The following is a 26,663-nucleotide window of genomic DNA, read 5'->3' on the forward strand; positions in this document are numbered from 1 at the left end:
TAGGATTTACAATATTCAATAGGAAGGAGTGATTTCAATGACTGCAGATATCATTTCAACAATTGGTGATTTTGTAAAATGGATTTTAGATACAGTAAAAAAATTCGCTAAATAATAGAAATTCATTATAACTTTGTTTTCTTCGTATAAAAGGTAAGTTATTAAGCCTCCCAACTTAGTAACTTATAACATTAGTAGGTGACGAAACATTTACTAATAAAACTGTAGTTTTCCTTGGACTCAGTGTTACGTATTATTCTTAGCTACCTTTAATTAGGTATTTTCTAGCATGTAAGCTATCGTAAACAACATTCAATTTATCATTATAAAATAGATAAATTCACTAAATTTTTCATAATTAATAACATCCCCAAAAAATAGATTGAAAAATAACTGTAAAAACATTCCCTTAATAATAAGTTATCTAAAGCCGTGAGTTCCTCCCAAGCTCACGGCTTATTTTTATACATAAAAACACGCCCAACGAGGTATTGTTAAGCGTGTTTAGCTATTATTTATATAAATTGAGTTTTAAATTATCAAACACTGGAATAGCTTGACGTTGTTCTAATACTTCATTAACGTCGATATCTATAGATAAAGTACTTTCATCACTTCCTAAATCTGCAATAACTTCACCATTTGGGTTTATGACAATAGAATGACCAGCAGAATCAGTTTGACCATCATTACCACAACTGTTTGTACCTACTACAAACATATCATTTTCAATTGCACGTGCTATTAATAATGCTAGCCAGTGATTTAATCTTACAGTTGGCCATTGCGCTACATAAAATGCAATTTGGGCGCCACTTCGTGCAGGATATCTTAGTAATTCAGGAAATCTTAAATCATAGCAAATGATTTGAGTAGCTAAAGTTCCATCTGAAAGTTCAAAAGGTTCAGGCACTTGTTTGCCTGGAGACATAAAGTCAGGTTCACTAAGCATAGGCACTAAATGAACTTTGTTATATCGATTAATACACTTGCCATTTGATAGGACCGAAAAGGCGGTATTATAAATATTTTGACCAATTTGATTTGATACAGAACCAGCAATAATATCAACTTGATAAGTTTGAGCGAGATTAGAGATAAACGGTAAACTGTCATTTAAATCTTTGTCTGCAAGTTCATTTAATTTTTCTAATGCATATCCGTTGTTCCACATTTCTGGAAGGACGACAACATCAGTATCATTTTCTAATTCATTTTCAAACCATTGTTTGATTTTGGTTTTATTTTGCTCTGCTAGACCATACTCGATATATATTTGAAATAACTGAACTTTCATATATATCACTCCTCAATTAAGATTAACTATAAGATACTAAATAAATTGCTATATATCAAAAAAGTGAGATAAATCCATAGCAGAATTTATCTCACTTACATATATTATACAAAATTATCTTTTGATAAGGAAACGAGGTTCAACTGGTTTAATATCTTTTTCGCCAGCTTCTTCACGCACATTACCAAATGGCATTTGAGCAACTAATTTCCAAGTTTTAGGAATATTGAATTCGTTCGCAGTAGCTTCATCAACAATTGGATTATAGTGTTGTAATGAAGCACCGATACCTTTAGTTGCTAATGCTGTCCAAATTGCATATTGGTGCATTGCATTAGTTTGGTTAGACCAAATTTCAAAATTATCATAGAAGTTTGGCATTTTTTCTTGTAAACCAGTAATAACATCTTTATCTTCATAATAAAGAATTGTGCCATATGAATGTTTGAAATTATCAATTTTTTGACGTGTTGGTTCAAAGTCACGATCAGGACCCATTGTTTCTTTTAAAATTTCTTTAGTGTTTTCCCAGAATTTTTCATTTTTATCATTTAATAATAAAACGATACGTGTTGATTGTGAATTAAAAGCTGAAGGCACATGTTTAACAGCATGTGCAATTAATTCTTCTAATTCTGAATCGTCTATTGAAATTGTACTTTCTAAATTATAAATGGTACGACGTTGTTCCATAGCATCATTAAATGATACTTCATCATTTTTTTTACTAAATAAACCCATAATCATTCTCCTTTGTTATAGTTAATAACTATTTATAATTTAAGTATAAATATTATACTCATCAAAGTAAACAAATAATTACTAGAAAATTTCAAAAGTATTAATATTATTTTTCAATAAACATATATCAATGCATTCTTAGGATAATTTATATATACTTGAATAGTAAACAATTAGTAGAAGGAGGTGACTATTAATGCATAATAAACCCAAAAGTAAGATAATGTTGTCAAGTTTTGCATTGATTTTAAGTACTTCATTAATTAGTAATTCAGTCCATGCGGCCGAAAACACTAATACAACACATCAAAATGATACATCCCAACAAAATAACTCTAATAAAGATGATAATACTTCTAGTTCTCAGGATAATAAAACTAATTCAGAGACTAATGAATCATCTTCAAATGAAAATCAAGACACAAATTCTGATAATAACACTAATGAAGGAACAAATGATTCGAATGCATCTAATGAAGGTTCAAACACAAATGATAATTCATCACAACCTTCAGACTCAGACCAACAAAATAATAATCCAGGAAATAATAGCGATTCTGGTAAAGACGATAACCAAAATAGTGACGCTGATAATAATGATGATTCATCAAATTCAAATGGAAAAAATGACTCACAAAATGGTAATGACAACAACGATAGCAGTCAAAGTAATTCCGACAATGGAAATGATAATGGATCTAATCAAAACGACAATTCAGATTCAAACAATAATCAATCAAATGATAAAAATGATAAAAATGATAATGATTCATCAGATAATAATGGTTCAAATACTGGAAAAGATGATCAAGACGATAATAATGGCTCAAACGATTCAAATAGTGGTAAAGACGACAATCAAGACGATAATAATAGCTCAAATGATTCAAACAGTGGTAAGGATGACAACCAAGACAATAATCAAAATAATGGGTCAAATCAACATGACAAACCGTCTAATGATCACAATGGAGGCACAAATAGTCATCAACCTAGTAAAGATCAAGATAATAATAATCCAAATCATAATGGACAAGGTCAAAATGGTAATCAACCTAACAAACCTAATTCAAATCAGAAACCTACAAACGACAATCATCAACAAAACAACCCAAATGAATCTAACCATTCATCCGGTAAGGTAAATCAAAATCAGTCTAATTCTGATAATAGGGTCCAAAACCAGCCTAAGTACCAAAGACCAAGTAATTCACAAAATTCATCAAATAATCAATATAATGGACGTTATCAAAATAATAACAATTCTATACACTTAATGCCGAAATTTGATGATTCAAACCAATCAAGTGGTCCATTAAAAAAATCTAATTCACAAGGTAATACATCGACATATGATAGTAATAGATTTATGTGGAACAATCCTGAATCAATATTTAATAGTCAAAAAGGATTTGAACATACGTCAAACCAACAGTCATTAATTAGAAGATTTAATTCTTTAGCAAATGGTTCTTATAAATATAATCCTTTTGTTATTAATCAAATTCATCAATTAAATGATTCGGATGGAGCTATATCTGATAGGGATATTTATAATATCTTTAGAAAAGAAACGTTTAGTGGAAATCAATACCTCAATTCTTTACAGCAAAAATCAAATTACTTCAGATTTCAGTATTTTAATCCTTTAGATTCAAAAGCATATTATCAAAACTTAGATGAACAAGTTTTAGCTTTAATTACAGGAGATATTGGCTCAATGCCAGAACTTAAAAAGCCAGAAGATAAAGAAGATAAAAATACAAGCGCTTTTAAAAATCATAGCGACGATAAAGTAAACACATCAAATCAACATAAAGAGAGCTATCAAAAAGATACAAAAATGAATAGAACTATAATTGCACTAAGTAGTAGTATCATAGCTATTTTTATAGGCGTTATCATTGCATTTATATTTAAGCGTAGAAAAGAAGATGAAGAAGTATAATTAAAATAAGTATATTAAATATAGATAGAGCCAATCACTGAAAATAGTGACTGGCTCTATTGTTATATAAATATCTAATTAAAAATCAATTGGATTATAAAACTGGCTTGTTCTTGGACTTTTTTAAGTGATTCTCCACCAAAGACTTGCATAACTACTACCGTTCCATTTTGTAGCATATGAATGATTATTGGAACAGCTATTCTATTAGTATAAGTGTAGGCTAAGGAGAAAATCATGCCCATACCAAAATACATTGGTATAAATTTAAAGTCGTTATGTGCTAATGCAAATAAAAGGGAACTAACAATTGAAGCTATTAAAAAGGCAACAATTCGATTTCCTTTAATCGCGTTATATAATTCACCAAAGAGTACTTTTCTGAATACAAATTCCTCTAAAATTGGACCTACTATTGAAACTAATAAAATAAATATTGGCATTTGTCTTGCGATTGCCATAAGTCTTTCTGTATTTGGACTCGGTTGTTGTTGCCCTGTAATCGCAACATAAATTAAACTAACAACGACCTGATAAAGCATAACGATACAAAAACCAAGTAATGCCCAACTTAAAATATAACGTTTAGGTTCTTTAAAACCAGCTTCAAGTTTAGTAGGATTTTTAATTTTTAAATTGATTAAAATAATTATGATAGCTGCAATAATAAATAATGAAACTTGCGTATATATTATAAATTGAGTTGTTTTCATGCCTTTTTCAAGATGAACTAATCCACTTCCTAAAATGATACCAGGTAAGAATTGAGCTAAGGCATAGATGAATATCGTTAATAAAGATACCCAAAATCTATTCATAATGAACCTCCGATTTTCTGTTTATAGTTTATTTTATCGTAAATAAAGTTAATGTACAAAATTATTTAAGAGTGCTTTGACTTGAAATATTGACCAAATTTGATTATTATTAAAAGTAGTTTAGCACTCTAAAAGTTAAAGTGCTAAAATTTGTGATCACGAGGAGGAACAATCATGCTTAAACCATTAGGAAATCGTGTGATTATTGAAAGAAAAGAACAAGAACAAACAACAAAAAGCGGTATCGTATTAACTGATAGTGCTAAAGAAAAATCAAATGAAGGTATCGTTAAAGCAGTGGGTAAAGGCCGCTTATTAGACGATGGTTCTAGAGTTGCTCCTGAAATTAAAGAAGGAGATACAATTGTATTTCAACAATATGCAGGAACAGAAGTTAAACGAGGCGATGAAACATACATCGTATTAAATGAAGATGACATATTAGCAATTATTGAAGAATAAATAAAACATATAAATTAAAACATGAAATTACTTATTATACTGGAGGTCAGACATAATGGCTAAAGACTTAAAATTTTCAGAAGACGCACGTCAATCAATGTTACGCGGTGTAGATAAATTAGCGAATGCGGTAAAAGTAACTATTGGTCCAAAAGGGCGTAACGTTGTATTAGACAAAGAATACACAGCACCATTAATTACAAATGATGGTGTAACAATTGCAAAAGAAATAGAATTAGAAGATCCTTATGAAAATATGGGTGCTAAATTAGTACAAGAAGTCGCTAATAAAACTAATGAAATTGCTGGTGATGGTACAACAACAGCAACAGTTTTAGCACAAGCGATGATTCAAGAAGGTCTTAAAAACGTAACAAGTGGCGCTAATCCTGTTGGTTTAAGACAAGGTATCGATAAAGCAGTACAAGTAGCAGTTGAAGCATTACATGATATTTCTCAAAAAGTTGAAAATAAAAATGAAATTGCTCAAGTAGGTGCTATTTCTGCAGCTGACGAAGAAATTGGTAAATACATTTCAGAAGCAATGGAAAAAGTTGGTAATGACGGTGTTATTACAATTGAAGAATCTAGTGGATTTAATACTGAATTAGAAGTCGTTGAAGGTATGCAATTTGATAGAGGATATCAATCACCATACATGGTAACAGATTCAGATAAAATGATTGCTGAATTAGAAAGACCATATATTTTAGTAACTGACAAGAAGATATCATCATTCCAAGATATTTTACCGTTATTAGAACAAGTTGTTCAATCAAATCGTCCAATTTTAATTGTTGCTGATGAAGTAGAAGGTGATGCGTTAACTAATATCGTATTAAACCGTATGCGTGGAACATTTACGGCAGTTGCAGTTAAAGCACCTGGTTTTGGTGATCGTCGTAAGTCAATGTTAGAAGATTTAGCTATTTTAACAGGTGCTCAAGTGATTACTGATGATTTAGGATTAGATTTAAAAGATGCCTCAATTGATATGTTAGGTACTGCAAACAAAGTTGAAGTCACTAAAGATAATACAACTGTAGTTGACGGTGACGGCGATGAAAATAACATCGACGCTCGTGTTAGCCAAATTAAAGCTCAAATTGAAGAAACAGATTCTGACTTTGATAAAGAAAAATTACAAGAACGCCTTGCTAAATTAGCTGGTGGTGTTGCAGTAATCAAAGTAGGTGCTGCTAGTGAAACTGAACTTAAAGAGCGTAAATTACGTATTGAAGATGCATTGAACTCAACTAGAGCAGCAGTAGAAGAAGGAATTGTTGCTGGTGGTGGAACTGCCTTAGTTAATATTTACAAAAAAGTAAGTGAAATTGAAGCAGAAGGAGACGTTGAAACAGGTGTGAATATTGTCTTAAAAGCATTACAAGCACCTGTAAGACAAATTGCTGAAAACGCTGGTTTAGAAGGTTCAATCATTGTTGAACGATTAAAAAATGCAGATCCAGGTGTTGGTTTTAATGCAGCAACTAATGAATGGGTAAATATGCTTGAAGAAGGAATAGTGGATCCTACTAAAGTAACTCGTTCTGCATTACAACATGCAGCAAGTGTAGCAGCAATGTTCTTAACAACTGAAGCGGTTGTTGCATCTATCCCTGACAAAGATCAAAATGATTCAGCTGGAATGGGTGGCGGAATGCCAGGTATGATGTAAATTAAATAAAAGATAATAATAAATTTTTAAAATGTCATCAAATAGAAATCTATCAAAAAAACTTTCTAGTAGAAAATCTGCTAGAAAGTTTTTCTTTTTACATAAAATGAAGATTTTATAATATAAAAATTAAAATTTTATTAATAATTTATTATAAATAGTGAAGTTTTTAGTAAAATAAAATAGTTGTCTTACCACTTACTAGGTGTTATATTATTTATTGTAATTTTTATTTCAAAATATTTTAATTTGCTATTGAATGGTATTAACGAACGTCACGCTACTTGAATATAATCACATTGACAAAAAGGAGAAAAAATTAAAAGTGAATCAACCTAGAAATTACAACCAAGAAGAAGTTAACAAAAAATTTTTTTCAATTAGAAAGTTAAGAGGATATGGTGCTACAAGTATTGCTGTAGCATCTATATATTTATCATTTGGTCATATGAATAGCGCAAGTGCTGCAGAGGAAACTAATCAAACAAATACACTAACGACCAATAATTTTGAAGCACAAAAAAATAGTAACTCCGCTAGCATAAATTCAAAGGCAAGTGGAGAAACTAATAATCAAATTGATGCAAACCAAGTCCAAAAAGAATATGATGAAAACAATCAAATAGATTCTAATCAAACAAATCAATTTAGAAGCAATAATATAAAGTCAGAAGAGTCATCGGTTGGAAACAATGAAAAATTAAAGAAATTAATAAATCAATATAAGAACATTGATTTATCAAATAAAACGAATGATTCTGTTCAACAATTTAAAACTAAGTTAGTAAATGCTGATCAATTCATTGAAAATCAAGCTACTCAAAAAGAAATAGATGATTATTATCAAGAATTTATTAATTCGGCTTCACTATTAAAAAGAGAAAATAACGTAGATTTAAATGAAACTAAAAAGAATCGTTTAATAAATAATGACGATCAATTAGTGACTAACGGAATACCAGCGAATAATACTGAGCCTAATAAAAATAACAGACATAGTGCAATAAAAAACCAAAATAGAGGTACATCTTTTAGATCGGCTAACCAACCTATTAATAATGATAAAAGTAATGATCCATTAAACAAAAATGAAATAAACACTGAACTGCGAAATGGTAATTTTGAGCAAGTAACTGGAGGAAACTTACCAAGTAATACAGATAAGCTTACAGTAGTTACAGGAGTTGATGGATGGCATAGTTTATCAACTGTTTCAGATCCTGAATATCCAATGACTTTGACAAATGCAGGGAAAAAATATAGTTCCTTCATGAGTGATTCTAACGCACCATATGGCGTAATATTAGCTAGAACTACTGATGGTTATAATAGAAAAGTACTAGATCCAAGAGTAGCTGGTATTTATCAAGATATCGACGTTAATCCAGGTTCAGAATTAGTAGTAGAGTATGTTTCCTCAGCTTTAAATGTCATTAACTCTTGGCCAGGAGTTAAAGCCAAAGTAACTAGTGTAGATGGTTCAAATGTATACTATGATAAGACACTTAATGGTATGGGGAAATATCCTACAGGAAGATTATCGTTCATGATTAATGTACCTGAAGATGTTAATAGATTAAGACTTGCATTTCTACCTGTTGCTGATGTGAAAACATTAACTTCCACTCAAACAGGTGCTCAACAAGGATTTGGAACTAATAAGAGTTATTTATATGGTGGAATAGTTAGTAGAGTAAGGGCTAATAGTGGTGCATATATAACTTCAAATGTTGATGAAATCAAATATGATTTTAGAAGTGATTCTACAAACTCAAATTATGCTAGAGGTACGATTTCAGTATCACTTGAAAATAAAGGACATTTTCGATCTAAAGAAACAAAATACGTAGTGTCATTACCAGCAGGTTCCAAGTTTATTTCTGCAACTGACGTAAGTACAAATTTTGATGAAGCTACTAACACTTTAACTCTCGATACTGGCAAAATTGATGCAGGTGCTACCAAAAATATAACTTACACAATTGATTTTCCAGCTACACAACCCAATACAATTGATTTAAATGGAAATGTAACGTACAAAACAGACGCCCCTTATAGAGGTAATGATACTCAAAAAATAGGTACTAATATTGTTAATCAACAGCAAGTTGATATTTTGATGTATAAAGAAGAATTGAACGATAAATATAATAATATTAAACAATACTTAAATACTATTAATGAATCTGAATTTACGGCTAATTCTGTAAATAATTTAAAAGCTAAATTAGAAGAAGCTAAATCCATTTTAAATGAAGCATTAAATAATACGCCAATAGCGGAAAGAAAGAGTCAGGCAATTATAAACCAACTAACAACTGAATTAGAACAAGAAAAAATAAATCTTAAACTACTTTCTCCTCAAGAACCGAAAATAACTACTAACAATGAATATGTGTATACAGTTGTTACACCGCCAAATAATGCAGATAAATTAGAAATAAATTATGTTAATCCTGATGGAATGATGTCTAAATTAATTGCCAAAAAAGAAGGAAATAATTGGTTGTTAAATGAGGCGCCTGCTGGATTTACTATTAATCCTATAACAGGTGGAATCGCTATTAATTATATAGGTGTCGCTCCTCATAGTGAGATAACAGCTAGCGCTACGCAAGGAAATAGTGCTCCTAGTAATTTAGTTAGGGCTATCATGCCAGGTAAAGAAATTGCACCACCTGAACCAAAAATTATTAAAAATGAAGAAGAAGCTAGTTTGATAATTCAACCACAAGGCGATACTGATAAAATGACTATAAATTATATTGGCCTAGATGGAGAATCAAAAGAAGTAGTTGCCACAAAAATTAGTGATCATTGGGAATTAAACGACAATCCTAAAGGCATAAGCATAAATGATATTAACGGAGAAGTGGTTGTTAATTATGAAGGAGTTCAAGTTGGCAGTGAAGTAACCGCAGAATCAAATTATGGAAATAGTGATTCTAGCTTAATAGCTAGAGATAAAATACCTTTAAAACAAGCAACACCAGTCGCACCAGTTATATCATCAGATGATCAAGAAGCTAATGTAACAATCACACCACAAGACAATACAGATAAAATAGTAGTGAAATATATAGATCCAAATGGAGATTCGAAAGAAGTAGTAGCTACGAAAGTTGGGGAACAGTGGACAATAGAAAATAATCCACAAGGCTTTGCAATTAATCCAACAACAGGTTTATTGACTATTACTCATGATGGTGTTCAAAATGGTAGCGAAGTTAGAGTTCAAGCCACGCAAGGAAATAGCAATCCAAGCGAAGTAACTACACAAGTACCAAATAAAGAAACAACACCAGCCGCACCAATGATAACAATAAATGATCAAGAAGCTAGTGTAACAATCACACCACAAGACAATACAGACAAAATGGTAGAGATCCAAATGGTCAACAGAAAGAAATAATCGCAACAAAAGCAGAAGACAAATGGTCATTAAATGATAAAGTAAAAGGCATTAACATTGATATTATTAAAGGTGTAATCACAATAACTCATGACGGTGTTCAAAACGGTAGCCATGTCACAATCCAAGCCACACAAGGAAATAGTGATCCAAGCGAAGTTACTGCTAAAGTTTCTTATAAAGAAACTGCACCAAAACCACCGATAATCCAATTAGATAAACAAAAGAAGCATATAACAATCACACCACAAGATAATACAGATAAAGTAAGTATAAATATTGTAAAACCGAATGGAAAAATTATAGATATTACTTCAAATAAAATTGGAAAAACGTGGAAGTTTAATAAAAAAATCCATGGTATCAATATTAATGAGAAAACTGGTGTAATTACCATTAAAGATATTAACAAACTCAACGGTAGTAAAATCCTTGCTAATAGTTCAATTAGAAATAGTGAAAAGAGTAATACTGTCCGAATAACTATTCCTAATAAACAAAAGTCAATTATTACATTTGAACCTTCTTCTAATCAGACTAATAAAGTTAGTCTATCTGAACCCAAGTCAGTGAAAGTAGGAGAAAATAGTTTTAAAACGATAAAAGATAAAAAGTCACAATTACCTGAAACAGGTAGTATAAATACTGGGACAACTCGTACTACTAATCTGTTAATATTAATTTTAGGTTTAACAATTTTGAAATTGAGACGCAAAAAGAAAGACTTCTAATTTGACTTAGTATAGAATTGAATAGTAATAAAAAAAATTTTTTAAAATTACTAAAAATTATAGGTATATTATGTATTACTTCATTGTAATTTTCACTAGTATTAGTTCAATTATAAGTTTGTATTATGCTATTGAAGCTTTTATAAAAACAAGACAAATTAATGCCCAATATGCATTTGCCAGAAGTTTAGCAATAGCATTATTAAGTGTAGCAACATTATGTTTTGTAAATCAGTTAATTTTATTTGTAATGACATTATTAATGGCTTTAGTTCAATTAATTGATGGTATTATGGGAATAACTATAAAAGATAAATTAAAAACATTTGGACCATTTTCATTAGCAATTATAGGTTTTATTTTATTGATTTTTATATAACTACAACTTAATTACCAATATTAAAAAGGTTAGACCATTATTTGGTCTAACCTTTTTATCTTAACTTTAACGTAAATCATCAATAGCTTTTGCAATCGAATCAAATACATGAGGAATATCAGATTTTTCAACACAACTAAACGCAATACGTATATCTGTTTGATTTAATGCAATAACACCAATTGAATATTGTTCAATCAGATGTTTACGTAATGTTTCAGGGTCAACATCTTTAACTTTTATCGCCATAAAATAACCAGAATTAAAGTCATAAGCTTGCCAGTGTGAAGCATATTTTTCGTCGTGAACTACTGAGTTTGTAACTTTATATCGTTCACGTAAGGTCGTAATATTTTGCTCGATTTCTTTATTAAATTGATCGTTATTCTTCAATACATGTTTAACTGCACTTTGTGATGGAAGTGGTCCACTTGAAATATTACTACGAATTAGACCTTTAGTTTTTGCTTCCAATACATCTTTTGCAATTTCATCTTCAACACCAAATGTGATAAATCCAACACGGAATCCCCAAGCAAAGAATTCTTTTGTAGCACCATCTAATCGTACAGGTAACACATTTTTAGAATTGATATTAGTTAATGCAGTGAATAAGGATTGTGTATATACGTCTTCGTAAAACAAACCATAATAAGCGTCGTCGATAACAGCTACAACTTGAGTTCCTTTACTAGCCAATTGTTCAATAGCTTTAACAATTGTTTGTACTTCATCTTTATTAGGTGTATAGCCAGTTGGATTGTTAGGATAATTAAGAATCATTACTACTTTATCTTGATTATAAGATTCTAATGTTTTAACTAACTCATCAGTAGTATAATGTCCATTTTCATCAAAAATTGGGTAAGTTGAAATATTTGCATTATTACGAGTATCAAAAACAAGTTTATAATTTCCCCAATTATGTTCAGGTAATAAAACAGTATCTCCAGAATTTATAAATAAATCTGCTACAAGTGAAAGACCATGTGTAAGTGCGTTAGTGACAATTGGACGTGTCATTACTTGTTTAGTTAAATCTGGATTGTCTTTTAACATTTTTGCTTGCCATAAGTCACGTAATTCTTCGACACCTTGAGGTGGTGCATAAGGAAAAATTTCATCTGGTGTTAAATCATTAAACATTTGATTTAATGAATCTGCATACATTTTACCTTTATCATTAGTTGCCATCCCAATAGTTGCATTATATTGAGTACTTTTAGCTTCAGCAGATTGAGAAAGTATACCTTTTGGATAAAACATTTTTTGACCCAAATCAGAAAGCATATGTAAAATTTCTGGATTTGAATTATTAAGTTGCTCATTTAAATTTTGGGCTAATGGGTTCATATTGAATAACCTCGCTTTTATAAAATAAAGTCATTATCTTTATATTAGCTTGAATTTAACCAAAGATAAAGTATTCTTAGTTAAGATTTAGTTATTGAAAAGATTTTCTAATATAAATACGAACATACGTTCTGTTTTTGTGTTAAGATAATCTTAGGTCATCGACATATATGACACTTTGCATTTGGGAGGTGTAGTATAATGACGTGGTGGCAAGATGGAATTATCACTTTATTAACTGGTGGACTACTAGTTGTCTTTAGAATTTGGTTAGAAATCAATTGGAAAGACAAATAGATGACCGTACACAAAAATAACCCCAAGCCTGCTGGTACCAGGTTTGGGGTTGTGTAGTATAATTTGTGGATACAAATTTATAGTAACATTACGTTAAACATATCGCAATCAATATAATATATGAATGGAGTACATCTATAAAACAAAATTTGATATAATTTATACTATTGAGGTGAGTACAGTGAAGCATATGACTAAAATATTTGTAGTATTAGCAGTCTTATTATTCATTATTGGTTATTACTTACAAGCTACAGGTAACGAATCTTCAGGAATAAAACTTCTACTTGCAGCCATTATGTTTATGATTTGTGCATTTATTAGTAGAAATAATGATCGTCGTAATAGGAAATGATATTTTAGGTCAATTGAATAATTTATTTTAGACAGTATGAAAATGTTCATACTGTTTTTTTACTGTGTATATATATTGTCTATGCATTTAAATGTTCTAGTTAAATTCTCTATACAGTCATTTTAATAGTTACCCTTTACAAAAGTGTATATAGTGTGTATATTGTATATATACAGAAGAAAAGGGGGACATCAATGAAAATTATTTTGAAAAACACCAGTGAACATCCCATATATGAACAAATTAAACAACAAATTAAAGAGAATATTTTAAAAGGATACGTATCTTCAGGTGAACATTTACCTTCAATGCGTGAGTTAGCAAAAGATTTGCAAGTGAGTTTAATTACAACTAAACGAGCTTATGAAGATTTAGAGAAAGATGGATTTGTAACTACGATAAGAGGTAAAGGCACATTTGTAAAAGAGCAAGATAATTCAATTCTTAAAGAAAAACAGTTCTTCGTTATTGAGAATTTAGCTAAATCAATGACTAAAGAAGCGAAGACAATTGGAATGTCTTTGGAAGAACTTCAAGAAATTCTTTCTTTAATATATGAGGAGGAATAATTATGAACGCTATAGAATTGAATAAAGTTAATTACTCGGATCATAATTTTCAACTTAAAAACGTATCATTTGAAGTACCTCGTGGATTTGTGACAGGATTCATTGGTGCTAATGGTGCAGGGAAAACAACAGTCATACGATTAATTATGGATTTAATGCAATGTGATAGCGGTAGTATTTCGATTTTAGGGGATAGTATGATAAATAATCCTATTGATTTAAAGAATAAAATAGGTTTTGTTTATTCTGAGACTTATTTCAATGAAAAGTGGTCTATAAAGAAATTAGAAAGTATCATATCTCCATTTTATAAAAAATGGGATAAAGATTTATTTCAACATTATCTACATAAATTTGAATTACCATATAAACAAAAAATCAATCAATTTTCTACAGGTATGAAAATGAAATTGTCTCTTGCAATTACTTTTAGTCATCATTCAGAGATATTTGTATTAGATGAACCAACATCAGGATTAGATCCCATAGTTAGAAATGAAGTTTTAGAAATTATTCAACAAGAACTGATTGATGAAGAAAAAACAGTTTTTATTTCAACACATATTATTTCGGATTTAGAAAAAATTGCAGATTATTTAGTATATATACGAGATGGAGAAATCATATTAAATGATTCTTTAGAAGATTTAATTAATCAGTTTAAAATAGTCAAAGGTTTTAATGAGGACCTTGATAATGAGTTAGAAGACCTATTGATTTATAAAGAAAGTAGAAGAACTGGTTATAAAGCATTAACGCAGTATGCTAGTATATTTAAAGAACTGTTTGGTAGTCAAATTGAAATTCAAAATCCTAGCATTGAAGAATTGATGATTTACTTAGAAAAATATAAAAGTAATTCCACTCATGCCTTTACTAAAGAAAGTGAGGCTATCAAATGAAACAACTTTTGATTAGAAATGTAAAATTAAGATATTTAACATTATCTTTATACACAGCACTCATTTTATTTTATCCAATTTATATATTTTTAATGAAACCTAATCCGTTATTAAAGTCAATGTTTGCAGTACCAATAGGATTAGTTTTAATGATTGTATCTTTACTTGATGCAGGTCATCTATTTAGATTTCATAGACGATTAGGTGGCGACAAAGCATTTTTATTTTTTGCTAGTTTACCAGTCTCTAGAAAAAATATGTTAAATGCAAATTATATTACATGTATATTATTTACTTTATTTGGTGCAGTAGTCATAACTTTATATGGTTACGAATCAGACTCAATACAGACAAATTCAATTTACTTTTCTACTACATATGCTTATATTGTAGCGAACTTTTTGTCTATTCCAATCGCATTTAGGAAGAGTACTGAATTTAAAACAGAACGTGTATCTTATATAGCATATATTATTTTAATTATGTTTGTATTACCTTTTCTTTTATCCGTTATACTCATTTTAATTAATTATATATTTTTAAACCATAGTCAAATTCCATACTTTTATTCATATTTTTTAAATTATGGATTTTTAGTTTTAAGTCTCATAGGTTTAATTATTAATTACATCATTCAAATAAATAAAATAAAAAAACGTACTCATTAAAGGAGGTCTACGATGAAATTAGAACAAATTACAAAAAAGTATGGACACAATACGGTAATTGATCATATCGATTTTGATTTCGGCAATAGTCAGATAGTAGGGCTAATTGGTAAAAATGGTGTTGGTAAAACAACTTTAATGAAAGTAATGAATGGAAATATTATTAATTTTGAAGGTAAAGTTAATTTGCCAAATGATGAAAATGTAGGTTATTTAATAGAACACCCTAAATTGTATGATAATAAAACTGGTTTATATAATTTAAAATTATTTGCACAAGTATTAGGTAAAGGTTTCGATAAAAAGTATGCTGATCACATTATAGATGCTTTTGGTATGAGACCTTATATCAAGAAAAAAGTTAAAAAATATTCAATGGGAATGAAACAAAAATTAGCAATTGCAGTGTCTCTAATGAATAAACCTAAATACTTAATTTTAGATGAGCCAACAAATGGTATGGATCCTGACGGTTCTATAGACGTACTTAAAACAATTCAATCGCTTGTTAAACAATTAGAGATGAAAATTTTAATTTCTAGTCATAAGTTAGAAGATATTGAATTGATTTGTGATAGAGCAGTATTTTTAAGAGATGGCACATTTGTGCAAGATGTGAATATGAAAGATGGTGGACCTAAAGATAGTACAATTATTACGATTGATAAAGAAGACTTTGGAAAATCATTAGAAATATTGACAGAAAAATTCCATGTTCAACAATCTAGTAAAGATAATGGTGAGATTATTATTAAAGCACAAAGTAACTATAAAGATGTAATACAATCACTTGCTAAACTCAATATTTATCCTAAATATATTGAAACACGTAAAAGCTCATTACGTGATACTTACTTTAATATCAATCAAAGAGGTGATAAATAATGAGAGCGTTACAATTAGTAAAACACGATTTAATAAGTATTATTAAAAGTCCACTTACGTATATTGCGTTTATACTTGTGGTAGGTTTAACTGTTTTTCAAGCTACGATGATGGCAAATTATAATCCAGGTCATAAAGTGAATTATACGATGGTATTTATTATGGCCAATTGGTTATTCTTATTCGCTGGTTTATTATTTATCATTAAAACAATCACTAGAGATTATTCACAAGGTACAATTCAATTATACATGAACAAAATGAGCAGTAGAATTGGTTATATTATTGCTAAAACAATTTCTATGATCTTAATTTCATTTTTATTTACATTAATTCAATATTTAGTAATTATTATTATAGAAGCAACTACTAAAGGTAAAAGTATAGATGGAGATAACTTTTTAACAAATATTTGGTTTTACCTTATCTTCTTCCTATTCTTTGGTTTGTTTTTATTCTTAATTACATTAGCAGTTGAGAAACCAGCTGTTATATTTACTTTAGGTATATTCCTATTATTAATTGTTCCATTTATCCAACCACTTGTTGGATTAATTCCAAATATTGGTGATGACATTCATAAGTCATTTAAATATATTCCATTCACTTATTTGACTGAGAAAATGACTTCATCAGATATATCATTTTCACATTGGCAATGGTTTATATCTATAGCGTCAATTGTAGTATTATTTATTGCAAATGTATTATATGCCGCAAAACGAGATATATAAATTGTTATCATCCGGGGCTATATGGTCCCGGTTTTTTATGTAGAAGAAACATGTTAAAAATTAAATTGGAGACTAATTTAAAAAAGATGAAGCTACTTAAAATTAAATAGCTTCATCTTAAATATGATTTATTTATATAGCATTTGATCGATGATTGAATTATACACAGCACTCCAAAAAGATGAGTCTGTTTTATATCGATTAGAAATAATTAAATGTGTTTCTTTTACTTTATCATCATAATCTGGATGTTCTTTACTTGGTAATGTGTCTTCGCGTAAGTTTGTCACAAACGCTTGAACTTCTTTAGCGCGTGGACCCCAAACTGTTTCTTGTTCGTATTGATCATTTAAAAATACAAAAATAGGTATAGAACGAGATTTTCCATTTGTTAAATATTGATCGATAAGTTGAGTATCATCATCGCGGTGGAATACTTTTACATGTAAATTTAGAACTTCGGCGATATGCTTAAGTATTGGTAGATTCATCATTGCATCGCCACACCAATCTTCTGTAATTACTAATACGTTAGAATAATTAGAGGATTTTAACTTTTCTAATCTCTCATCATCTTCAGGTAACTTAAAAGAATTATAAATAGAAACTAGATTATCTTTATTTTCTTGCATTTGTTCAATATAAGGTCCGATGTCTTGGCTTTTTTTGAAATATGTTTCTAAACGAGTCATCGTAAAAACCTCCTTTAATTATTTTATACATTATACCAATTTCTAAAGTGTAAATAAATTAAAATATTTTAAAAATTCTCTCATTTAATGAAAAGTATGACGTAAGATGAAAGTAAATAAACCTTATGCTATATTTAATATAATAAGTCGAAAGTGGTGACCATCATTGCGTATACAGAATCGTTGGGTAATTACGATACTATTTTTAATTTTAAGTATCTTACTTCTTATTGGTATTTCAATTTATAACAATATAAAAACTGTCGATTTATCAAATACTTCAATAAATGGTATACATTTAAATGATCAATTTCATAAGAAAAATTATAAGGTAAATAAAAATATTAAAGTAGATCGTTATACGTTCTATAATCATAGAGAACATAATGATTTAACGTTAAAAGTTCATAAAAAGAAAAATATCGTAAAAGGAATTGTACTAGTTAAAGATAAAGATGTTCCTACTAACTTTGATGTTAAAATTGGTAGCCATATTGATCAAGCTATTAATTCCTTAGGTAGTAATTATCAAAAAAATAAAATAGGTAAAAATTATCAATCTATTACATACAGAGACCGCGATAACCACATGAAATTAAATATTTTATATAAAGATGATATAGTAAAACGTATCGAGTTTTTTAGTAAGTAGAGAATAGTTGGACATTAGTATTGCAACTAATATAGAAAAATTGGCAGAAAGAGTGACAATACTATGGATAAAATCACATTTTTAAATGAATTAGAAGTATCCCTAGATGAACTTCCCAAGAAAGAAAAAGATAAAAAAATGTTTGACTATGAACATTATTTTTATGAAGAAGAATTGAAAGGAAAGTCTGAAGCAGAAATAGTAAAAGAACTTAAAGAACCTGAGGATATAGCTAAACAAGTTAAATCTAGTAGTGCGATTGAATATGCGGAAGTTAAACCGACTTTTCATAACATCATTAGAGCTGTTACAGCCTCACTAAGTTTAGGTTTATTATCTATATTTTTAGTTCTAATCCCAGTATTTTTAATTAGTTTGATATTTGTAGTTTTGTTTATAGTTTCAGTATTTTTAATTTGTATGCCTTTAAATTTATTTATATCGTCTATTCAAAAAGGTATACACAATTCAGTCAGTAATATTTTATTTTCAATTTCTTATACAGGCTTAGGATTAGTATTGATGGTCTTAACTTTTAAGGTTTTAGAAGGAATTTATAGACTTATATTAAAATATTTGAAATGGTATATTAAAACAATTAAAGGACGCGTTCAAAGATGAGAAAGCTAATGTTTTCAGGTCTTATCATTTTTATTGTTTTCTTTATAGGTGCATCTATCACATGGTTTGCCTTTGAGAAACCACATTATGAAGAAAAGAAATTCAATGAAAACTATCCTCGATATAACTTTAAAAATATATCTGTAAAATTAGAATACGCCGATGTTAAATTGGTAAAAGGTTCACAATTTAAGATTAAATATAATGGTGATAGTAATGTTACAGTTAAAAAGGATAGAAATAATTTAAAAGTGACGGAGAAAAAGAATGTTAATAGAGGATACTCCATTGATATAAACCCTTTTAGAAAAAATGGCAATCAATTAGTAATTGAAGTTCCAAATAAAAAACTTGATACTTTATCTCTGAATTCTATTAATAGTAAAGAAGCTATAGACAATTTAAAAATAAAAAAGCTATCATTAAATAATAATTTGGGTCAAATTATTATTAATAATAGTGAATTCGATGATTCTGAATTTAAAGGTGAAAATTTAAATTTTTCTTTGAATAACTCTAAATTTAAAGACACGCATATCAATATAGATTCAGGTGATATTAAAGCTAGACATAGTAGTATTAATAATTCTATTTTCTTAATAAATAAAGGAGATATTAATTTTAGCAACATGCCATCTAAAACAGATATAAAAGCTTCTACTAAAGATGGAAATATCAATTTTAAATATAAAGATAAACCTCAAGATACCTTATTGAAGTTACAGCCAAGTAAAGGCCAATCATTAATTAAAAATAAAAACTTCCATGAAAGTAAAGTAGGGAAAAGTAACAATGTTTTAGAATTTTATACTGTTGATGGTGATATTACGATTAAATAATAATGAGAAAAGTACAAAAAGAAATTGTTTTAAATTTCCTTTTGTACTTTTTTATTTTTAATGTGTTGCAAACGTTAAGTCGCTATCAATCATTCCTTCAAATGATGTTTGTTGTAATTCCATACCATTTAACCAGTTATTAAAATTAATTGAAGATGGAGCCTTATTTTCACCTAAAGTCATCCATGCAGTTAGGGATTTTGGCTCATACATAGAAGTATGAATAGTACCTGACCAACTTCTAAAAAGTTTACTATATATGTTATATTGTGGATCATTAAAGAGTTTAAATGCCTCGTGTTTATTTAATTGAGCATGAGTTTGTTTAACTGTACGTGCCAACCGTTCTTTAGATTCTTGAGTATAGTTTCGGTTTTCATGTGTTAATATTTCATAATGATTTGTACAGATATTATCGTATCGTACTTGGATATCTCTTGGTGTAACTTCAACTATTGCATGATTTAATTCTTTATCCATTAAAATGTAACTGAAAGAACTACGGTGTGGAAGATTTTTTAATAGTTGAATGGCTCCATCTACATCCTTACAAAGTTCTAATATTAATCTTCCAATCATATAGCAAACAAAACCATTAGCAGGCTTTTTACGGTGCATGAAATTATATGCCATAACTAAACCGGCTTCATTCATTCCATCCATTCTACCAGTGACTCTCGAAGTGGGACCAATTTGTGCTAATCCTCCATCATTAGGTTGAAATAGTAAGTATCTACCATCATATGTTGCGGGATGATAATCATAATTTCTAACAATAAAATCTTGTCCTCTAAATACAGTACAACCACTATCCTTTAAATCTGTGAAACGATAATGAGCAAAATTTAAAATCATTTGTCGTGTAGGTAATTTTAGTACATCTTGCATTCCCATAATTTCTTCCCAAATTTTTGGCGCATATATTTGAAAGATTGAGTGGGTTTCATTAATATCTATATCAAATCGAGGTATTCTTTTTTTCCATTCTTGTTCTCGATTCTTTAATAATTTGGTTTGTTTTAACCAGTTACCTGTTTGAACACCTAAATCATAATGGGATCCTCTATGTGTCATTATATCGGTTTGAACATTTTGCATTATAAATATGCTCCTTAAGAAAAATTTACATATTGTAATAAAATATTAATATTACTTTAATTGTTATTTTAAGTAAATTTCTATACAATAATATTGTAACTAGTTATTGATAACTTTTTTAAATTATCTATTTAGGAGTGATACAATGTATAGAACTTATCAACGTGCCAAATCTGCGATTGTTAAATGGATTAAAAGTTAGGTTCATTAATTATATATCGACGACTGATTTTTAAATCAGTCGTTTTTTTATATGTCTATACTATCATAAATTTGATGAAATGAAGCTTATATTATCAGTACAAAGGGTATGTATTTATTGATTACGATAAATATGCTATCATATGGTATTGTAGATATGCATATCAAATATAGAGGTGAATTTTAATGTGGAACTTTATTAAAGGTTTATTTAAATTTGTATTTAGTTTAGTAGCTATTACTACAGTTGTTGCAGGTGTAGGTGTAGTTGCATTTGCTTATATTTTCAAAAAAGACTTTGAAGATATCGAAAGAAAAACTAAAGAAATCGTTTCAGATATCGAAAATAACAATTAATTTGACTTCAAATTAATTAAGAGTCACTGATGAGATAGTCATCAGTGGCTTTTTTATTTACCTTAAAATAGTTTTTAAGAAGGGGAAATAGCTATAATATCTAATATAGAGAGTTTATATTTCTCAGAAGAATGTGATTGATAGCCTTCAACTTCAAAAGTAATGGCATCAATACGCTCAATATTAAGTTCGATTGATTTAAAGTAACCAGCGTCATAATATTTAACGATAACAGGTTGGTTTAATTGAAGGGATTGATGTAAACGAAAATTCAATTCAGATAATTGGTCTTCTGAAAGTATGGGGCGTTCAATTTTATTTTGGTCAATAATATATTGATATATTGTTTCAAATTGCTCTGGTAGTGTAGCAAATGGTGCCCATTTAACCATGCCACGTCCCTTAGGAATATCTCTATCTAATTTGTTACGTGGTATATTTCGATAATCCAATTGACTATTATTTAAATCATTAATCATCTTTCAATCACCTCGATATTTATAATTACATTATACGAACTTACGTTCTATTTTGCAAGATTTAATTTCCTATTCCATCAAAAATAGTCTCTCAACACATTCGAATCAATTTAAATTAAGCCTCACATATTTTTATGTCGTAATTTGTACTTAAAAGTTTGTCTTTAGACGTCTAAATTTAATAGAATAGAGATAAGTGAAATGGAGGCGTTTTAAAATGACAAAAGGTTATATCGGTTCATATACTAAAAACAATGGACAAGGTATTTATCAATTTGATTTCGATGAACAACAAGGCCAAATGACACAAGTAGAAACAGCAAATCAAATAGAGGCATCTACTTATTTAACAAGAAACGATCAATTTTTATATGCGATAACAAAAGAAGGCGATAATTGTGGTGTCGCAAGTTTTAAAATTGGAAATGATGGTCAATTAACATTAATAAATAAATGCTTAGCTTCACAAAATGGAACAGGTTGTTATATACAAGTATCGACAAATGGTGCATTTCTATTTGAAGCGGTTTATGGTGCAGGATTAGCAAGAATATATAAATTAAACCCTACTACAGGAGAAATAGAAAAATTGATTCAAGAATTAGAACATGATTTTCCACTTGGACCACATGAAAGACAGGATCATGCACATGTTCATTTTTTTAATGAAACACCAGATGGTAAATATGTAGTTGGAACAGACCTGGGTACAGATCGCATTGTGGCATATACTTATGGAGATAATGGTCTAAAAGAACATGCTATTTCTCAGTTTACCCCAGCTGATGGAACTCGACATATTGCTTTTCATGAAAACGGAAATTATGCATATGTCGTACATGAATTATCAAATATCGTAAGTGTGACAAAATATAATGATGGTCATTTTGAAGAATTGGAACGTCATTTAACGATTCCTGAAGATTATAAAGGTGCCACAAAATTAGCAGCGGTTCATTTATCACATGATCAACAATTTTTATATGTAAGCAATCGTGGCCATGATAGTATTGCGATTTATAAAGTATTAGAAAATGGGGCTAAACTTGAACTTGTCAATATTGTATTAAGTGGCGATGAGTTTCCACGTGATTTCAATATTACTGAATCAGATCAATATTTAATTTGCGCGCATCAAGAAGGTCAATCTAAAGTAACTGTATTTGAAAGAGATAAAAATAAAGGAACATTAACTTTAATAGATGAGGCAACAAATGCGCCAGAAGGTGTTTGCGTTATCTTTTAACTATAAGATTGAATCCCTCAAGTTGCCATAACTTGAGGGATTCTTTATACATAAATATTAATTTTTGAAAAAGGCTTTAATATACTTGAGTTTTCCTTTATAAGGTGGGAAGTATAGACTTGATTCTAGGCGTGTTGATTTAAAAGTATAAGATTTATCATGGGAAAATGTATCAAATGAATATTTTCCATGATATTGACCCATACCAGATAGACCAACACCACCAAATGGTAAATTTGGATTAGCTAAATGCATTAATGTATCATTAATTGCACCACCACCAAATGAAAGCTCATTAAGCACACGATGAGTGGAGTTTTCGTCTTCGCTAAATAAATAAAGACTTAATGGTTTAGATCGTGCTTGAATTATAGAAAATGCTTCATCAAATTGTTCATAACTAATGATAGGTAGTAATGGACCAAATATTTCTTCTTGCATAATTAAATTAGAAGTCTCAACATCATCTATAATAGTTGGTTCAATATATAAGTCAGATTCATCACTATGACCACCAAACACGACATTATTTTGATGCTGTGTAAGTAAATCATTTAAACGATTAAAGTGTTTATTATTTACGATTCTTCCAAAATCTGGACTGTTTTGAATATGCGAACCATAAAATTCTGTAATTGTTTGTTTCAATGATTTAATAAAATCATCTTTTACTTTTTTATCTACCAAAATGTAATCAGGAGCAACACAAGTTTGGCCTGCATTCGTAAACTTACCAAAAGCAATTCTTTCGCTAGCTACTTTTAAATTAGCTGTTTCATCTATAATGACAGGGGATTTACCACCGAGTTCAAGTGTAACCGGTACAAGATTTTCGCTAGCAGCTTGATAAACGATTTTTCCAACTTTTTCACTACCAGTGAAAAACATGTAGTCAAAAGGTAAATGGATTAAATCGTTTGTTTCTTCAATTCCACCTTCAACAACTGCAATATATTCAGGTTTAAAAGTGTTTTCGATAATTTTACGAATAACTGAAGATACATTTGGTGTAAGCTCAGATGGTTTAATAATTGTAGTATTACCTGCAGCAATGGCGCCTATTAAAGGTTCAAAAGTTAATTGAACAGGGTAGTTAAACGGACCAATAATTAGTACAGTCCCAAATGGATCTTTTTTAATATAACTTTTAGTAGGGAAAAGATATAACGGTGTATCTACTTGTTTAGTTTTAGACCAATTTTTAAGTTCTTTACGTGCTAATTTAATACTTTTTAATAAAATCCCAATTTCAGTAGCATAAGCTTCGACGTTACTTTTACCTAAATCGGTATGTAAGGCTTCAAGTAAATCATTTTCATAATGCTTAATACTTTTACTTAGCATTTTTAATTGGTGCTTTCTAAATTTAATATCTTTAGTTTGATGTGTACTGAAATACTGTTTACTATTGTTAAATAATTGCTCAATTGAATTCAAACAGATAAACCTCCTTAATATTTAGAATAATCAAGATTTTTTACATCTCCCAAATAGATTCATAACATATCTATACCCTAATTTAGCAAAAATAATTTCGCATTTAATGAACGAAAAATAAAAAAACTGAAGCATTGTTAAATGCCTCAGTAAAAACGATGAACTATTTTTTGAATTTATCATCTAATTATTTTGTTAATGCTTCAGTAATTTGTGGTACAACTTGTTTCTTACGAGAAACGACACCAGTTAAGAACGCCATATCATCTTCTAATTGAACATTAAATGCTTCTCCAACTTTGTCTTTTTCAGCACCTACAACTAAGATTTTAGAATCACTGTTAATGATATCAGTTACTACTAAAACGAATAAGTCATATTTTTCTTCAGCACTTGTTTCAAGCATAGATTTTTCTAATTCTTCTTTACGGTTTAAAACTTCGTCGATATCAACTGTATTAACTTGAGCAATACGTGTTACATAATCTCCCATAGTGAATGATTTAGCATCCATATCTAATAATTCATCTGCTGATTTATCTGTAGTAGAAGCACCAGCTTTTAGCATTTCTAAACCATATGCATCTAAATCAACATTTGCGATGTCTTTTAAAGCTTGAGCAGCATTTACTTCTTCCTCAGTACAAGTAGGAGATTTGAATAATAAGCTGTCTGAAATAATTGCTGAAATCATTAGACCAGCGATTTCAGGTTTGATTTCAAATCCACGTTCTTTATACATTTTGTAAAGGATTGTTGCTGTACAACCAACAGGCTCAGCTCTGTAATATAAAGGACTAGCTGTTTCAAAGTTAGCGATTCTATGATGGTCAACAACATGCTTAATTGTTGAATCAGCAATAGAGTCAGCACTTTGTTGGAATTCGTTATGGTCAACTAAAATTACTTCTTGGCCATCTAAATTGTCTTCTAATAATTCTGGTGCTTTAACGTTAAAATGATCTAAAGCAAATTGTGTTTCAGCACCAACTTCACCTAAACGGTAAGCTTTAGCATTAGTATTACCAGTTTGTTGTTCGAAATCAGCCATAATAATTGCTGAAGAAATTGCATCTGTATCTGGGTTTTTGTGTCCAAAAATGTAAGTATTTGCCATTGATAAATATCTCCCTTATTCATTGTTAATTTATTAATATTATATATAGTTATTTTAGCATGACTTTAGCTCATTCTTCTACCTCTGCGCCCAATGAGTTTTCAAAATGTGATAAAGCCCATTGATGACCTGACTGGTTGAATGATGCTACGCCTTTACTAGGTACGCGAATAGCATACCCTAAATTATAAGCTGATATAGCCGTATGTAATACACATATATCAGTACAAACACCAACGATTTCAACTTTATTAACATTTCTTTCGCGGAGTAAACTATCTAAAGGTGTACCATAAAATGAATCATATCGTGTTTTGTCTAAAAAATGAACATTGTTTTGAGTCTTAATAGATTCATAAAGTTTACCGACCTCACCATAAAGTTGTCGTCCTACCGATCCTTCAATATTATGGGGTGGAAATAATTTTGATTCAGGGTGAAAATCATCATTCTCATAATGTAAATCCATCATAAAAAAGATATCGTCACGGTTTTCATTAAATTGATTTATACGGTTTACGAGAAAGTTTTCTAATTTTTGTCCAGGTACGCCACAAGTTAATTTTCCATCGTCAGCTATAAAGTCTACTGAATAATCTACTATAATTAATGCTGTTTTAGTCATTTTATAACATCCTCTCTAAATCAAGCATATCAAGCTATTTCGATATAAAAGTCATTTAATTTGGTTAAGT

The 26,663-nt window shown here is 29.4% G+C and carries 28 protein-coding genes; 18 read left to right on the top strand and 10 right to left on the bottom strand.

The window, feature by feature from the left end:
• The first annotated feature begins 37 nt into the window (after positions 1-37).
• Positions 38-115, top strand: coding sequence for a delta-lysin family phenol-soluble modulin (locus HMPREF3125_RS12450; protein WP_072291871.1), 78 nt, complete (start codon positions 38-40; stop codon positions 113-115).
• Between the two features lie 396 nt (positions 116-511).
• Here HMPREF3125_RS12450 and HMPREF3125_RS04030 read toward each other — a convergent pair whose 3' ends face one another.
• Both HMPREF3125_RS04030 and HMPREF3125_RS04035 read right to left on the bottom strand, forming a co-directional pair.
• On the bottom strand, positions 512-1,297 hold the full coding sequence (locus HMPREF3125_RS04030) for a carbon-nitrogen family hydrolase (protein WP_070452084.1): 786 nt from the start codon (positions 1,295-1,297) through the stop codon (positions 512-514).
• Between the two features lie 114 nt (positions 1,298-1,411).
• Positions 1,412-2,038, bottom strand: coding sequence for a nitroreductase family protein (locus HMPREF3125_RS04035; RefSeq protein ID WP_017638094.1), 627 nt, complete (start codon positions 2,036-2,038; stop codon positions 1,412-1,414).
• A 196-nt stretch (positions 2,039-2,234) separates the two neighbouring features.
• On the opposite strand from HMPREF3125_RS04035, the gene HMPREF3125_RS04040 reads away from it, so the two are divergent.
• Complete coding sequence (locus HMPREF3125_RS04040) at positions 2,235-3,986, top strand: SdrH family protein (protein ID WP_070452087.1); 1,752 nt, start codon at positions 2,235-2,237, stop codon at positions 3,984-3,986.
• 74 nt (positions 3,987-4,060) lie between these two features.
• Here HMPREF3125_RS04040 and mroQ read toward each other — a convergent pair whose 3' ends face one another.
• Entirely contained in the window at positions 4,061-4,804 is a 744-nt protein-coding gene (gene mroQ, locus HMPREF3125_RS04045; RefSeq protein WP_070452090.1) for an intramembrane glutamic endopeptidase MroQ, read from the bottom strand.
• 174 nt (positions 4,805-4,978) lie between these two features.
• Here mroQ and groES point away from each other — a divergent pair, with 174 nt between their 5' ends.
• The 5 genes from groES (at position 4,979) to HMPREF3125_RS04065 (ending at position 11,466) form a co-directional block, all read left to right on the top strand.
• Positions 4,979-5,266 carry a co-chaperone GroES gene (gene groES, locus HMPREF3125_RS04050; protein WP_070452095.1) on the top strand — a complete coding sequence of 96 codons (288 nt, stop codon included), beginning with the start codon at positions 4,979-4,981 and terminating at the stop codon, positions 5,264-5,266.
• A 55-nt stretch (positions 5,267-5,321) separates the two neighbouring features.
• The gene (gene groL / locus HMPREF3125_RS04055; protein WP_070452098.1) at positions 5,322-6,944 is read left to right on the top strand and encodes a chaperonin GroEL; all 1,623 of its coding nucleotides are present in this window, start codon (positions 5,322-5,324) and stop codon (positions 6,942-6,944) included.
• A 325-nt stretch (positions 6,945-7,269) separates the two neighbouring features.
• Complete coding sequence (locus HMPREF3125_RS04060; RefSeq protein WP_070452101.1) at positions 7,270-10,356, top strand: SasC/FmtB family protein; 3,087 nt, start codon at positions 7,270-7,272, stop codon at positions 10,354-10,356.
• A 569-nt stretch (positions 10,357-10,925) separates the two neighbouring features.
• On the top strand, positions 10,926-11,087 hold the full coding sequence (locus HMPREF3125_RS12795; protein ID WP_176745281.1) for a hypothetical protein: 162 nt from the start codon (positions 10,926-10,928) through the stop codon (positions 11,085-11,087).
• Between the two features lie 70 nt (positions 11,088-11,157).
• Positions 11,158-11,466 (top strand): hypothetical protein, encoded by a 309-nt coding sequence (locus HMPREF3125_RS04065; RefSeq protein WP_070452104.1) that lies wholly within the window; start codon positions 11,158-11,160, stop codon positions 11,464-11,466.
• A 66-nt stretch (positions 11,467-11,532) separates the two neighbouring features.
• Here HMPREF3125_RS04065 and HMPREF3125_RS04070 read toward each other — a convergent pair whose 3' ends face one another.
• Entirely contained in the window at positions 11,533-12,819 is a 1,287-nt protein-coding gene (locus HMPREF3125_RS04070) for an aminotransferase class I/II-fold pyridoxal phosphate-dependent enzyme (RefSeq protein WP_070452107.1), read from the bottom strand.
• 478 nt (positions 12,820-13,297) lie between these two features.
• Between HMPREF3125_RS04070 and HMPREF3125_RS12640 the strand changes: the two genes are divergently transcribed.
• The 6 genes from HMPREF3125_RS12640 to HMPREF3125_RS04095 all read left to right on the top strand — a co-directional run bounded on the left by HMPREF3125_RS12640 (position 13,298) and on the right by HMPREF3125_RS04095 (position 17,229).
• Complete coding sequence (locus HMPREF3125_RS12640) at positions 13,298-13,471, top strand: SE1626 family protein (RefSeq protein ID WP_029056035.1); 174 nt, start codon at positions 13,298-13,300, stop codon at positions 13,469-13,471.
• Positions 13,472-13,665: 194 nt separating this feature from the next.
• Complete coding sequence (locus HMPREF3125_RS04075) at positions 13,666-14,040, top strand: PSM export ABC transporter transcriptional regulator PmtR (protein WP_017638084.1); 375 nt, start codon at positions 13,666-13,668, stop codon at positions 14,038-14,040.
• 2 nt (positions 14,041-14,042) lie between these two features.
• Positions 14,043-14,942, top strand: a complete 900-nt coding sequence (locus tag HMPREF3125_RS04080; protein WP_070452110.1) for a phenol-soluble modulin export ABC transporter ATP-binding protein PmtA — start codon at positions 14,043-14,045, stop codon at positions 14,940-14,942.
• Complete coding sequence (locus HMPREF3125_RS04085) at positions 14,939-15,610, top strand: phenol-soluble modulin export ABC transporter permease subunit PmtB (RefSeq protein WP_070452113.1); 672 nt, start codon at positions 14,939-14,941, stop codon at positions 15,608-15,610. The genes HMPREF3125_RS04080 and HMPREF3125_RS04085 overlap by 4 nt, the downstream gene beginning before the upstream one ends.
• Positions 15,611-15,622: 12 nt before the next feature.
• Complete coding sequence (pmtC, locus tag HMPREF3125_RS04090) at positions 15,623-16,495, top strand: phenol-soluble modulin export ABC transporter ATP-binding protein PmtC (protein ID WP_029056033.1); 873 nt, start codon at positions 15,623-15,625, stop codon at positions 16,493-16,495.
• Positions 16,495-17,229 (top strand): phenol-soluble modulin export ABC transporter permease subunit PmtD, encoded by a 735-nt coding sequence (locus HMPREF3125_RS04095; protein ID WP_046467413.1) that lies wholly within the window; start codon positions 16,495-16,497, stop codon positions 17,227-17,229. Before pmtC ends, HMPREF3125_RS04095 begins: the two co-directional genes overlap by 1 nt.
• A 128-nt stretch (positions 17,230-17,357) precedes the next feature.
• Here HMPREF3125_RS04095 and HMPREF3125_RS04100 read toward each other — a convergent pair whose 3' ends face one another.
• Positions 17,358-17,921: a thioredoxin family protein gene (locus HMPREF3125_RS04100; RefSeq protein WP_070452117.1), complete on the bottom strand. Its 564-nt coding sequence runs from the start codon at positions 17,919-17,921 to the stop codon at positions 17,358-17,360.
• Between the two features lie 166 nt (positions 17,922-18,087).
• Here HMPREF3125_RS04100 and HMPREF3125_RS04105 point away from each other — a divergent pair, with 166 nt between their 5' ends.
• From HMPREF3125_RS04105 to HMPREF3125_RS04115, 3 genes are all read left to right on the top strand, one after another.
• Positions 18,088-18,573, top strand: coding sequence for a hypothetical protein (locus HMPREF3125_RS04105; protein WP_029056030.1), 486 nt, complete (start codon positions 18,088-18,090; stop codon positions 18,571-18,573).
• A 63-nt stretch (positions 18,574-18,636) separates the two neighbouring features.
• A complete protein-coding gene (locus HMPREF3125_RS04110) occupies positions 18,637-19,194 on the top strand; it encodes an HAAS signaling domain-containing protein (protein ID WP_070452120.1) in 558 nt (185 codons plus the stop codon).
• A gap of 8 nt (positions 19,195-19,202) precedes the next feature.
• Complete coding sequence (locus tag HMPREF3125_RS04115) at positions 19,203-20,033, top strand: DUF4097 family beta strand repeat-containing protein (protein ID WP_252458150.1); 831 nt, start codon at positions 19,203-19,205, stop codon at positions 20,031-20,033.
• A gap of 57 nt (positions 20,034-20,090) precedes the next feature.
• Here the strand turns inward: HMPREF3125_RS04115 and HMPREF3125_RS04120 are convergent, their stop codons facing one another.
• Entirely contained in the window at positions 20,091-21,131 is a 1,041-nt protein-coding gene (locus tag HMPREF3125_RS04120; RefSeq protein WP_070452126.1) for a C45 family autoproteolytic acyltransferase/hydrolase, read from the bottom strand.
• Positions 21,132-21,518: 387 nt separating this feature from the next.
• Here HMPREF3125_RS04120 and HMPREF3125_RS12645 point away from each other — a divergent pair, with 387 nt between their 5' ends.
• Positions 21,519-21,689 (top strand): hypothetical protein, encoded by a 171-nt coding sequence (locus HMPREF3125_RS12645; protein WP_017637889.1) that lies wholly within the window; start codon positions 21,519-21,521, stop codon positions 21,687-21,689.
• A 74-nt stretch (positions 21,690-21,763) separates the two neighbouring features.
• On the opposite strand, the gene HMPREF3125_RS04125 is transcribed toward HMPREF3125_RS12645, so the two are convergent.
• Entirely contained in the window at positions 21,764-22,168 is a 405-nt protein-coding gene (locus HMPREF3125_RS04125; protein ID WP_037555615.1) for a YolD-like family protein, read from the bottom strand.
• 217 nt (positions 22,169-22,385) lie between these two features.
• Between HMPREF3125_RS04125 and HMPREF3125_RS04130 the strand changes: the two genes are divergently transcribed.
• The gene (locus HMPREF3125_RS04130) at positions 22,386-23,414 is read left to right on the top strand and encodes a 6-phosphogluconolactonase (protein ID WP_070452128.1); all 1,029 of its coding nucleotides are present in this window, start codon (positions 22,386-22,388) and stop codon (positions 23,412-23,414) included.
• A gap of 57 nt (positions 23,415-23,471) precedes the next feature.
• Here HMPREF3125_RS04130 and HMPREF3125_RS04135 read toward each other — a convergent pair whose 3' ends face one another.
• The 3 genes from HMPREF3125_RS04135 to HMPREF3125_RS04145 form a co-directional block, all read right to left on the bottom strand.
• A complete protein-coding gene (locus HMPREF3125_RS04135) occupies positions 23,472-24,851 on the bottom strand; it encodes an aldehyde dehydrogenase (RefSeq protein ID WP_070452131.1) in 1,380 nt (459 codons plus the stop codon).
• 187 nt (positions 24,852-25,038) lie between these two features.
• A complete protein-coding gene (locus HMPREF3125_RS04140; protein WP_070452134.1) occupies positions 25,039-25,968 on the bottom strand; it encodes a manganese-dependent inorganic pyrophosphatase in 930 nt (309 codons plus the stop codon).
• A 70-nt stretch (positions 25,969-26,038) separates the two neighbouring features.
• Positions 26,039-26,593: a cysteine hydrolase family protein gene (locus HMPREF3125_RS04145; protein ID WP_017637884.1), complete on the bottom strand. Its 555-nt coding sequence runs from the start codon at positions 26,591-26,593 to the stop codon at positions 26,039-26,041.
• Between the last annotated feature and the right edge of the window lie 70 nt (positions 26,594-26,663).

Origin of the sequence: Staphylococcus sp. HMSC13A10 (assembly GCF_001808005.1) — a bacterium.
In the GTDB taxonomy this organism is placed as follows: domain Bacteria; phylum Bacillota; class Bacilli; order Staphylococcales; family Staphylococcaceae; genus Staphylococcus; species Staphylococcus pasteuri.

What these genes read in the sequence shown, in the direction of transcription:
- HMPREF3125_RS12645 (WP_017637889.1), top strand. Translation starts at nt 21,519, where the DNA reads ATGTGGAACTTTATTAAAGGTTTATTTAAATTTGTATTTAGTTTAGTA.
- HMPREF3125_RS04120 (WP_070452126.1), bottom strand. Translation starts at nt 21,131, where the DNA reads ATGCAAAATGTTCAAACCGATATAATGACACATAGAGGATCCCATTAT.
- HMPREF3125_RS12450 (WP_072291871.1), top strand. Translation starts at nt 38, where the DNA reads ATGACTGCAGATATCATTTCAACAATTGGTGATTTTGTAAAATGGATT.
- HMPREF3125_RS04130 (WP_070452128.1), top strand. Translation starts at nt 22,386, where the DNA reads ATGACAAAAGGTTATATCGGTTCATATACTAAAAACAATGGACAAGGT.
- pmtC (WP_029056033.1), top strand. Translation starts at nt 15,623, where the DNA reads ATGAAATTAGAACAAATTACAAAAAAGTATGGACACAATACGGTAATT.
- HMPREF3125_RS04085 (WP_070452113.1), top strand. Translation starts at nt 14,939, where the DNA reads ATGAAACAACTTTTGATTAGAAATGTAAAATTAAGATATTTAACATTA.
- HMPREF3125_RS04095 (WP_046467413.1), top strand. Translation starts at nt 16,495, where the DNA reads ATGAGAGCGTTACAATTAGTAAAACACGATTTAATAAGTATTATTAAA.
- groL (WP_070452098.1), top strand. Translation starts at nt 5,322, where the DNA reads ATGGCTAAAGACTTAAAATTTTCAGAAGACGCACGTCAATCAATGTTA.
- HMPREF3125_RS04110 (WP_070452120.1), top strand. Translation starts at nt 18,637, where the DNA reads ATGGATAAAATCACATTTTTAAATGAATTAGAAGTATCCCTAGATGAA.
- HMPREF3125_RS04080 (WP_070452110.1), top strand. Translation starts at nt 14,043, where the DNA reads ATGAACGCTATAGAATTGAATAAAGTTAATTACTCGGATCATAATTTT.
- HMPREF3125_RS04070 (WP_070452107.1), bottom strand. Translation starts at nt 12,819, where the DNA reads ATGAACCCATTAGCCCAAAATTTAAATGAGCAACTTAATAATTCAAAT.
- HMPREF3125_RS04040 (WP_070452087.1), top strand. Translation starts at nt 2,235, where the DNA reads ATGCATAATAAACCCAAAAGTAAGATAATGTTGTCAAGTTTTGCATTG.
- HMPREF3125_RS04035 (WP_017638094.1), bottom strand. Translation starts at nt 2,038, where the DNA reads ATGGGTTTATTTAGTAAAAAAAATGATGAAGTATCATTTAATGATGCT.
- groES (WP_070452095.1), top strand. Translation starts at nt 4,979, where the DNA reads ATGCTTAAACCATTAGGAAATCGTGTGATTATTGAAAGAAAAGAACAA.
- HMPREF3125_RS04125 (WP_037555615.1), bottom strand. Translation starts at nt 22,168, where the DNA reads ATGATTAATGATTTAAATAATAGTCAATTGGATTATCGAAATATACCA.
- HMPREF3125_RS04100 (WP_070452117.1), bottom strand. Translation starts at nt 17,921, where the DNA reads ATGACTCGTTTAGAAACATATTTCAAAAAAAGCCAAGACATCGGACCT.
- HMPREF3125_RS04115 (WP_252458150.1), top strand. Translation starts at nt 19,203, where the DNA reads ATGTTTTCAGGTCTTATCATTTTTATTGTTTTCTTTATAGGTGCATCT.
- HMPREF3125_RS04075 (WP_017638084.1), top strand. Translation starts at nt 13,666, where the DNA reads ATGAAAATTATTTTGAAAAACACCAGTGAACATCCCATATATGAACAA.
- mroQ (WP_070452090.1), bottom strand. Translation starts at nt 4,804, where the DNA reads ATGAATAGATTTTGGGTATCTTTATTAACGATATTCATCTATGCCTTA.
- HMPREF3125_RS04030 (WP_070452084.1), bottom strand. Translation starts at nt 1,297, where the DNA reads ATGAAAGTTCAGTTATTTCAAATATATATCGAGTATGGTCTAGCAGAG.
- HMPREF3125_RS04145 (WP_017637884.1), bottom strand. Translation starts at nt 26,593, where the DNA reads ATGACTAAAACAGCATTAATTATAGTAGATTATTCAGTAGACTTTATA.
- HMPREF3125_RS04065 (WP_070452104.1), top strand. Translation starts at nt 11,158, where the DNA reads ATGTATTACTTCATTGTAATTTTCACTAGTATTAGTTCAATTATAAGT.
- HMPREF3125_RS04140 (WP_070452134.1), bottom strand. Translation starts at nt 25,968, where the DNA reads ATGGCAAATACTTACATTTTTGGACACAAAAACCCAGATACAGATGCA.